This window comes from Janthinobacterium sp. GW460-12-1-14-LB5, assembly GCF_059423585.1.
Genome location: NZ_JBWKYD010000002.1, coordinates 315,677 through 324,926, shown reverse-complemented (window position 1 = coordinate 324,926; position 9,250 = coordinate 315,677). Strand labels below are relative to the sequence as shown.

7 protein-coding genes are annotated in these 9,250 nt (G+C 62.3%); 2 read left to right on the top strand and 5 right to left on the bottom strand.

The window, feature by feature from the left end; genetic code table 11:
• Positions 1 to 408: 408 nt before the first annotated feature.
• Together AC07X6_RS03140 and AC07X6_RS03135 are read left to right on the top strand one after the other, a co-directional pair.
• Positions 409 to 1,200: a hypothetical protein gene (locus AC07X6_RS03140; RefSeq protein ID WP_230538108.1), complete on the top strand. Its 792-nt coding sequence runs from the start codon at positions 409 to 411 to the stop codon at positions 1,198 to 1,200.
• A 579-nt stretch (positions 1,201 to 1,779) separates the two neighbouring features.
• Positions 1,780 to 2,331 (top strand): hypothetical protein, encoded by a 552-nt coding sequence (locus AC07X6_RS03135; RefSeq protein ID WP_257572153.1) that lies wholly within the window; start codon positions 1,780 to 1,782, stop codon positions 2,329 to 2,331.
• Between the two features lie 239 nt (positions 2,332 to 2,570).
• Here the strand turns inward: AC07X6_RS03135 and AC07X6_RS03130 are convergent, their stop codons facing one another.
• From AC07X6_RS03130 to AC07X6_RS03110, 5 genes are read right to left on the bottom strand one after another with little or no spacing between them, the layout of a single operon-like run.
• On the bottom strand, positions 2,571 to 3,935 hold the full coding sequence (locus AC07X6_RS03130) for a toxin-antitoxin system YwqK family antitoxin (protein WP_494790078.1): 1,365 nt from the start codon (positions 3,933 to 3,935) through the stop codon (positions 2,571 to 2,573).
• Positions 3,920 to 5,266 carry a toxin-antitoxin system YwqK family antitoxin gene (locus AC07X6_RS03125; protein ID WP_494790077.1) on the bottom strand — a complete coding sequence of 449 codons (1,347 nt, stop codon included), beginning with the start codon at positions 5,264 to 5,266 and terminating at the stop codon, positions 3,920 to 3,922. The genes AC07X6_RS03130 and AC07X6_RS03125 overlap by 16 nt, the downstream gene beginning before the upstream one ends.
• A gap of 9 nt (positions 5,267 to 5,275) precedes the next feature.
• Complete coding sequence (locus AC07X6_RS03120) at positions 5,276 to 7,597, bottom strand: hypothetical protein (RefSeq protein ID WP_494790076.1); 2,322 nt, start codon at positions 7,595 to 7,597, stop codon at positions 5,276 to 5,278.
• Entirely contained in the window at positions 7,594 to 8,352 is a 759-nt protein-coding gene (locus AC07X6_RS03115) for a PP2C family serine/threonine-protein phosphatase (protein ID WP_494790075.1), read from the bottom strand. Before AC07X6_RS03115 ends, AC07X6_RS03120 begins: the two co-directional genes overlap by 4 nt.
• A 14-nt stretch (positions 8,353 to 8,366) precedes the next feature.
• Positions 8,367 to 9,050 (bottom strand): vWA domain-containing protein, encoded by a 684-nt coding sequence (locus AC07X6_RS03110; protein WP_474291082.1) that lies wholly within the window; start codon positions 9,048 to 9,050, stop codon positions 8,367 to 8,369.
• Positions 9,051 to 9,250: the final 200 nt, after the last annotated feature.

Below are 9,250 nucleotides of genomic sequence, written 5' to 3'. Positions count from 1 at the left end.
ATATGATTTACCTGGCCATGGGTTCGTTGCTGCTGCGTCGACTAAATTTCCGCTAAGTTTTTAAACCGTCACTTAGCTTTTACAGAACGATTCGAGCATGCCATGCTTGGTGTTTTTTCTGGCGAGGTGATTGCTGAGTCCTCATATGACCTAACTAGTCCGCTCATTGCGGTGAGCTAGCTCAGGGTAGGCCGATTTCGGCCATAAGCAGACAAAAAACCACGGGAAAGCCCATGAAGATCAAACCATTTCCTATGAAATCCTTGTCGGCCGAGGTGGTAACGTACTACAGGGATCAAGGCCATATCACCGGCCCGTTTAGGGTCAGCGTCTGGACCGGCTCCGGGCAGTGCACGGTCACGTAGCGTCAGGCTTGACTGCCTGTCGTCCATCGTTTAAGTTGATGCAATGGAAAAACAGACTGAAACGACGCCACTCGATCTGCGTTCTGCCGCATGGGCAAGCCTGACGGATGGTTACGGCGGCGCTGAAAAAATTCCCGCGCTGCTGCAGGACCTGCGGCGGGGCGACGCCGAGGCCCTGGACGATTTGTATGGCCATATTTGTCACCAGGGCTCGATTTATCCGGCTTCGGTCGCCGCATTCCCGCACCTGGTTTCCCTGGCGGCGACGGTGACATCGCCGGACCTGCGCGCCGGCGTGCTGTCGCTGGCGGCGTCGATTCATGAAAGCGCCGGCCTCGACGAGGAATTGAAGGCATCCCCCTATGTCGCGGCCTTTAATGCCGCAGTCCCGGCCGCGCTCGTCATGGCAACCGCCGACCTGCGGCAGGTCGAGGACACGGTGAGCGGCATCTACCTGCTTAAGGCCGCCGCATCATTCGCCGGATTTGCCGGCGTGGCGCGAGTGCTGGGCGGCTTTGCCAACGAGGAGTTCTGCCTGGCATGTCCTGCCTGCGGCGTAGAGCTCTATGTGTGGCCGGTAGCGCAAGGGCTGTCGGTCGCCGCCGAGGATCCCGTCTTTACGCCAACAGCGAAAACGCTGCTGGTGATTGCCGGCCCTGCCGACGACTCACCCCACCTTGCCGCCTTTGCCTGGTTGCAGGCGCAAGCGGACGCTTTGCCATTGCTGGATGACATCGCGTTTCGCTTGCCTTTCCTGTTTGGCAGCGCATGTTGCGCCGGATGCGGTCACGCTTTTTCACTGATGGATACGCTGCTCAACGATGCAGTGGATTAATCCGGCAGCCTCACTGGAGCGCGATTATTAAAGTCAGACACAAAACAACAATGTTTGACACAGGAGGCCGAGGTAGACATGCTCTCGGGAAGTTCCGCTTTCGGCCAGAAGCAGACGTTGAGAAAAAACTAAAATTGACCTAAACCTATGCTTCCAAGGCGCAAAAAATCTCAACTAGCAGCCGAACTGGGTCGCTTCGTCCAGCAGTATGCCCGCAAGGCTCATAAAAATTGGGATCCTAATGACCGAAGCTATGACAGAAAGCTGGAAGAGAAAATGAAGAGGCTATCGCCAGAAGATTTGTCAGAACTGCTTTCTGGTGACGATATCGAACCAACGGCACATTCCCCGTTACCGAAAGAGGATTAGGCCGTTCTCGGCCTATTGCGTTGAAAATGTCGAGCGGCAACCATTTCGGTATGTCTCAGACCTCCAAGCAGTCGGTGATCGTTCAATAGCGGCGGTTCTGGCCAGTCGAGGCTGGCAGGATTTCTATCTAAACATCAACGTACCCGCGTTTTTCAACACAATAGGCCAGGAGCGGACCTTCAGCGACCAATGCTAACGCGATAAAAATGTATGGAGATATCAAAAGTGCACCTAGAATTGATCCGCGACCTTGCTGGCACCTTCCCTACAGTTGCTGAACCTGAGTCCGTACTTAGTGCCAAGGTATGGTATTGCAAATACAAGAGTCTCTTACCGCTGTCCCAGATGCGCAACTTGGAAGAACTTGTAATCGCTGGTTTTCCTGATGATTCGTTCGAATTTCTTGGGAGGCTAGAAAAGCTGCGCGTCCTGCACATACTTCATATGCCAAAGATTAGTAATATCGCACCGCTAGCCAAATTAATGCAGCTGAAATCGGTATCTTTGGCGACGCTCCCAAGTTGGGACGCGTCAAAGAAGATCACCACCATTCAGTCGCTTGAACCATTGGCTGCAATCCCGGAGCTGGCCTATCTGGAGCTTTTCGGTGTCTGCCCGCCAGACAAATCGCTTGTCCCTCTCGAACGATGTAGGTATCTTCAAACGGCACGTATCTCAAACTACCCCATGGTAGAAATCGAAAGGTTTTTTTCTGAAACAAAAATCATCAACAAGTTCAACCCCGAACCTTCATTTTACTAACCGGCACCGTCCGCTATGGGGCGAAAGCAGCCAACCACAAAAGGCCCGGTCCGGCACAAACGGCCATGCCCAAGGTTCCGTCCGGGCTGGCAACGGTGTTTGAGGCCAGCAGCACAGTGCTGCAACGGGACGAACCGTGGATGCCATCCACCATCAGGTATCCCTGCATTAACCTGTACACGCCTGGCAAAAAGGCTGGCCACGCATCCGTGATCGAACGGCAATGCCCCCCCCCCGGCTCACGGTTCCGGTATCAGCGGCTCGATGCCATCCTCCGTGTACGACATCTTGGCCGACGCGCCTGTGCACTCCCCTTGCGGCTCGTCCGCCACATAGCGACACTCGCTTTCAAGGCTGCCGTCTGCACTCCAGTGCCGCGTCCAGCCCTGGCGTTCGCCGTTCACGTATTCGATCAGCTGCCTCGGCTTGCCATCGGCGTACCACGAGCGCAAGGCGCCCTCCTCGCGGCCGCCCCCGTTCCACCGTTTGTCCACGATCAATACGCCGGCCTGGCTGAAGCGCTGCTCGCTGCGCAATACGTAGTGGCCGCTGTGCGTGCGCTTGCTGGCGACCTTGCCGTCCGGATAATATTCGACGCTGTCGCCGGCGGGCTTGCCGTCCACATAGCTTACCGTGCTGCGTACCCTGCCATCCGGGAAATAGCCGGTGCTGGGGCCCGTCATGATGCCATTCACATGCTGGCTGCGGCTTTCCACGCTGCCGTCGGGATAGAACAGCAGCAGCTCGCCGTCCGTCTCGCCCTTGACCCGCGTCATGCGCGTGCGCAGCTTGCCGTTTTCATCGAACGTTTCCATCACGCCATCGGCACGGGCGCCGTTGCGGTAGGTGCGCGACTCGATCAGCTTGCCACTCTGGTGATAAGTCTGCTCTTCGCCTTCCTGCACGCCATTGCGCCAGCTGCCGCGCATGGAAACCTGGCCATCCGGGTAATAGCGGGTCTGCACGCCTTCCTGCACGCCGCGCCCGTCCTGCTCCACCAGCATTTCCAGCTGTCCATGCGGGAAATACATGCTGTAATTGCCCACCAGCTTGCCGCGCAGGTAATCGGGGGCGTCGACCTGGCCCGTCAGCCGCTTCGGCTCTCCTTCGCGCACGTGATAGATCTCGACTTGCCAGGTGCCGGGCAGCTTGCCGGGCGGCAACGGCAGGATCAGCGCATAGCGTGCCTCTTCCATCACTTCGCCGCGCGACAGGTTGTGGTTCAGGTAGAGCCGCGCCTTGCCATCGGCACACGCTTGCGGCTCGCAGCCGCCCAGCTTGCTGACTTCGGGCATGGCGAGCGCTGCGCCCGGTGCCGGACACGATCTGATGCGCATCAGCAAGGGCGTCGCCTCGCGTATCAACGGCGCCAGCTGCTGCTTCATGGCCGCGTATTGCGCCGCATCCAGCCCGACCGAGCGGGCATCCATGCGCACCTGGCGCCCGCCGCAGCCGCTGTCGCCGGCCAGGGTCAGCACGTCGCCGCCGCCCTTGCCGGGCTCGGCCTGGATCGCGCTGACCACTTGCCGCTGCACGATCTCAGCCTGGGCCAGCACCGGCAACAGCAGCATGGCGCCAAGCACGTGCTTCACAAGGCGCGCCATGCCTGCTCCTTGCGCTGCAGTTCCGGCGCTGGCGGCGCCTCGCCGCAGCCGCCCTGGGCCTTGCCGGCCACATACTGGCATTCGCTTTTCAGGCTGCCATCCTCGTGCCAGCTGCGGCTCCAGCCGTCGCGCCGGTCATTCACGTACTCGATCGATTGCTCGGGCTTGCCGCTTTCGTACCACGAGCGCGACGTGCCCTGCTCGCGCCATTGCGCATCCCAGCGTCGTTCCAGCACCAGCACGCCCTGCGGACTGTAGCGCTGCAGGCTCAGCAAGCCGCCATCGTCTGCATACTGCTGGCGGCTTTGCACCTTACCGTCCGGATAGAATTCCAGCGCCTCGCCCGTGGGCAAGTCATTGCGCAATGTCATGGTGCCGCGCACGGCGCCATCAGGGTGATAGTTTGTCGTCAAACCATTGTATTTCCCCTCCTTCATTGCGGAGCGGCTGGAAATACTTCCATCAGGGAAATACGTGAGCATCTCGCCTTCGATCTTGCCGCCGCGCAGTACATAACTCGTGCTCGGCTTGCCATTTTCAGCCGAGATCTGCTTGGGGCCGTCCAGCTGCTTGCCATCGCGGTAGCTGCTCGTTTCGCGCAGCTTGCCCGTGGCGTGATACAACTGGTGTTCGCCTTCAGGCAAGCCGTGGCGCCAGTTGCCGCGCTTTTCCAGGGTGCCATCCGCAAAATACTGGCTGGTAACACCGTCCTGACGCCCCTGCCCATCCTGCGCCACCTGTTTCTCGATCTTGCCATTCGGATAATACGTGACATAGCCGCCCACCAGCTCGCCGGAGGCATAATCGGCCTTGTTAACCTGGCCCGACAGGCGCAACTTGTGGCCGGCGACGCTGACAATCTCGACCTTCCACGTGCCTGGCAGCTTGCCTTTCGGCAAGGGCAGCAACAGCACGTTGGGTGCGTTTTCCTGCTCGATGGGGTAGAAACCTTCATGCAGGTACAGTCGCGCCCGGCCATCGGCGCAGGCGGCTGGCGTGCAGGCGGCGATCTGGCGCACGATGGGCACGCTTGCATCCTCGGGGCATTTTTTCACGGTGACGAGCATGGGCGTCTTGCTGCGGATGTGCCGGGCCAGTTCGGCTTTCAGCGCCTCGTACGGCGCCTCGTCCAGGTTCACTGAACGCGCATCCATGCGGATCTGCTTGCCGCCGCAGGCCGTCGTGCCCGCGATAGTGAACACATCGCCGCCTTCGCTGTCGGGTTCGCCGGCCATGCTTGCCAGCACCTGGCGCTGCACGATGTCCGCCTGCGCCATGCTCGAGTACAACAGGGAAGCACCAAGCAGCACGCATAGGGTCTTGATTTTCATGCTCTTCCTTTAATTTTCCGCCGTGGCGGGCGCGTCGGCAGGCACGAAACTGGCACGGCCATTGCGGTAGCGCACCAGCACGTCAACCTTACCGTCCTGGAATTGTCCATTTTTCACGGACGGGTTGAAAGTCCAGCTCTTCAGGCTATCCAGGATGACCTTGTTGAGCATGGGCTCCATGAATTGCTCGGCCCGCGCAGCGGTCAGGCTGCCATCGGCAGCGATGGACAAGGTCAGGCGGCTTTCGCCGCTGGCCTGCGCCTCACTCAACACGCGGTAGGCGACGGTGGCCATGCTGTCGCGCTGTACGCTGGCGCCCTGGTCTGGCGGCGCCGGCAAGGCTGCCAGCCTCTTTGTCAGCAAGGCGCCGTCGGCCAGCGCCTTGTCCCAGCGCTTCGGATAGGCGCCCGGCTGCACCAGGCGCAGCATATTGGCCGCGCGCTCCATGCGGCTGGCCGTGCGCTCGACGCCGTTGTCGGCCGCTTCGCCTTCTTCGGCCGGCATGGCATTCTGCGCCGCATGGCGCTGCGCCGTTACTTGCGCCAGCGCCACCAGGTTGGCGGCATCCTGCTCGCCGCCCCCGCCACGCAGCAGCGCCGTGGCGGCGATGCCGAGCCAGGCCACGCCATCGGTCGGACGGGCCCACACGGCTTGCTCGAAGTATTGGCGCGCCGCTTGCGGCTCGTTCAGGCTCAGGTGCGTGCGCGCCAGCGCCGCGGCAGCCAGGTGGTCGCGCGGATCGGCTTGCAGCAAGTCGAGGTAGGTATCGGACAGGCTGGACTGGTAGCCGGGCAGCCAGCCCATGCTTTCCATCATCGAGGTGCGCAAGCGCGTGCGCGCCAGGTCACCGCTGTAGCCCGACGACTTTTCCCGCTCGCTGCGGTACAGCAGTTGCAAGCCCCGCACGATGGCGGCATCGTCGCCCTTGCCCATGGCTTGCGACAAGTTGCGCACGGCGCGCCGCACGTCCGACTGCTGCAATGCACCGGCCTTGCGCGCATGCCAGTCCAACTGTTCCAGCCCGGCTACGGGCACCGTCGTGGCTTGCTGCTCAGTTTTCTTTTCCGCATCGGCCGGTACGGCGGTCCAGATCGCAAAGCCGATCACGAAGAACACGATCAGGATGATGATGACCACCCAGCCCGTGTCCGACACGGCGGACTGCCCTTGCGGGGCCGGGGCCGGGGCCGGCTTGCCAGGCAAGGCGCGCGAACGCTGCGGCGCCGCCTGCCTTGCCTGCGCCGCAGCCTGAGCCGAGGCTTGCGCGGCCGCGCCGATCACCTTGTCGCGCGCGCAGGCCGCGCAACCCTGGCCCGCAAAATGCTGATGTTCGGGATTCACGGCGCAAACGACCAACTTGCCGCCGCTGCGCTGCGCATAACCGCGCAGCAACTGCGCCCAGTCGGCCGCCGAGGGCCGCTGGGCGTTTGGCGACTGGGAAAACGCGCGGTCGAACATGGCGCGCAGCTCGGGCGGCATCAGCGCGTGGCCGCTGGTGGCGTTCGGCGCCAGCAGCTTGTGGCGCTTCACGCCATACGCGTAACAACCGTCGCGGATGCGGCCGGGAATATCGGTGGCCACCTGCGCATTGCCGGGCCGCCCGCTGTACGGGTGGATGCCGAAGTTCAGCAACTGGAAGATGACGACGGCCAGGGCAAAGCGGTCTTGCGCCATTTCCGTGCCCGCCGGCATGCCCTTGCGCTGGAATTCCGGCGCCAGGTAGTCGGCCGTGAATTGCTCGGCGGGAAAACGCTCCGCATGGCCCTGGATGCTGAAACCGTCGCAATCGAGCATGGCGATGTACAGCGAATCGCGGTAAAAGCGCAGGTTCACGGGTTTTAAGTCGACCACGTAATGCTGCTGCTGGTGCAGCGCATCGAGGACGGCGGCCAGGTTGGCGGCCAGGGTCAGCTTGGGACCGAGTCCCGTGGGCAAGCCCGCCACGCGCGCTTGGCGCTCCTGCATGATCTGTTCCAGCTCGGCCGTCTGCGCCATGTCCAGCAATGGCATGACGAAACCGGCAAAACCGCCCTGGTCGTCGAACACGGCCGCTTGCGGCCAGGCGATCTGCACGTAGCGCTTGCCGTTTTCCAGCTGGTCGGGCAATTCGGGCGACAATTCCAGCATCGCTTCGAGCTTGCGCCGGTTGGCGGCCCGGTCCAGGTGCGGATGGTACAGCTTGGCCACCTGCGCGGGCGCGCCGGGCAGCAGATACACGCTGCCCGCGCCACCGCTCTTGACGAGTTTGCCCAGTACCAGGCTGCGAACCTTATCCAGCCATATCTTGCCGCCCGGACTCAGACCGGGCGCGACTCCCTGCTTCCGGCTCATGCGCGCAAGGCCAGCAGCAAGGTCTTGTCATCGCCCGTGATCTGGTGCGTGCGCGGGTCGGCCAGAGTGGACGCCAGCGCCGTATTGCCCAGTTCCACGCCGTCGACCGCGCGCAGATAGCCTTGCACGGCATCCATGAACGGCGCGTACAGCGCTGCATTGTTCTTGCTCATGGCAAAGGGCATGCAGCCGTCCGACATCAGCACGACGCCGCGCACGGCTTGCGGAATCGCAAGCAGGCGCAGCTGTTCGCGCCAGCGCGCGCCGCTGATGAAATATGTTTCGTTGGCGTATTCACCGTTGGCGGGCAGCGAGATCAGCTCGCCGCCGTCCATCAGCTGCGCCACGCCCAGGCCGTCGCCCAGGTGAAAGAAGAAGCCAGCCTCGTGCCCCATGACCACGCCGACGACCGTGCAGGCGTAGTCATCGAGGGTGGCGTTGGCGGCGCGGGCGATGTCGTCCAGCGCGGCGCGGATCTGCGCCAGGGTGCCCGCCAGCGCGCCGTCCTGCAGATCCTGCACGGTGGCGCCCTGCTCCAGCCGTCCGGCCAGCGCTTGCACGGTTTGCTCCGCGACAAACTGCGCGCCCTGCTCGCTGAGGCGGGCCGAACCGGCGCCGTCGCAGACGATGGCCACCAAAACGTCGTTCACGACGGCGTGCGCATGCGCATCCTGGCAAGGGATGTCCTTATCCAGGTGCGCCTTGCCCGTGACGGAGGCGCCGAACACGCGCCAGGTATTCTGTACCGCAGTCATGGATCAGCGGGCTTTCACGTATTTACGACGGACCAGCCGTCCGTCGAGGCCAGCTGCGCCTGCGCGCCGGGACGCGACTGCGACACCACCTGCATGCTGGCGCTCAGCCACAGGAACAGTTCGCGGAACTGCAAGCCTTTCAGCTGCTTCACGCCCCGCTCGCCACGGCTGGAAAACTGCCCCAGGGTCCCGGTATTCGCATTGTCGCCCACGGCGATGGGGAAGATTGCCACTTTATTGGCCTGCTCGGCCGCGCGCGCCTGCTCGGCGCCGCGCAGCCAGGGATCGGTCGGCTCGCCGTCGGACATCAGGAACAGCCACGGCCGCGTGTACGCCACGCCCGCCTGGCGGAAGCGCTGCTTTTCCTGCTCAATTTCCGCCAGGGCCAGTTCCACGGCCGCGCCGGTCGGCGTGGTGCCGTTCGCTTCAAGCCGGGGCGCCGTGAAATCCATGGCGTCGCACCAGGTGCTGGCCACCACGGCTTCATCGTGCGCGCCGTATTGAATCACGAGGATGCGCACGCGCTTGGCGGCGATCACGTCGGACTTAAGTTCCTGTTCCAGCAAGGCCAGGCCTTCGTTGAGCAAGGAGACGGGTTCGCCCGCCATGCTGCCGGAGCAGTCCAGCACCAGCACCAGCGGCGTGCGTTGTTCGGTATTGTCGACCAGGGCGACGTCAGGGATCATTATGGATGTCATGTACTTTTGATAGAGTTGCGAAATAGCCTAGGCCCGAAGCTTACCCTATGGATATGTTTTCCATGCGTCCGATTGCTGCGGATGGCACCATGCGCTATCAAATACCTGACAAAAGCTCTAACTTGCAATGAAAGCAACAAGGCCGTACACTGCGCCATTCTGCCCCGACGCTGGCGGCCACCCATTTACTGACGTTTTGG

Bases quoted from the DNA above. Each gene is read 5' to 3' on its own strand.
- AC07X6_RS03140 (WP_230538108.1), top strand. From the start codon at position 409: ATGGAAAAACAGACTGAAACGACGCCACTCGATCTGCGTTCTGCCGCA.
- AC07X6_RS03130 (WP_494790078.1), bottom strand. From the start codon at position 3,935: ATGGCGCGCCTTGTGAAGCACGTGCTTGGCGCCATGCTGCTGTTGCCG.
- AC07X6_RS03135 (WP_257572153.1), top strand. From the start codon at position 1,780: ATGGAGATATCAAAAGTGCACCTAGAATTGATCCGCGACCTTGCTGGC.
- AC07X6_RS03110 (WP_474291082.1), bottom strand. From the start codon at position 9,050: ATGACATCCATAATGATCCCTGACGTCGCCCTGGTCGACAATACCGAA.
- AC07X6_RS03120 (WP_494790076.1), bottom strand. From the start codon at position 7,597: ATGAGCCGGAAGCAGGGAGTCGCGCCCGGTCTGAGTCCGGGCGGCAAG.
- AC07X6_RS03125 (WP_494790077.1), bottom strand. From the start codon at position 5,266: ATGAAAATCAAGACCCTATGCGTGCTGCTTGGTGCTTCCCTGTTGTAC.
- AC07X6_RS03115 (WP_494790075.1), bottom strand. From the start codon at position 8,352: ATGACTGCGGTACAGAATACCTGGCGCGTGTTCGGCGCCTCCGTCACG.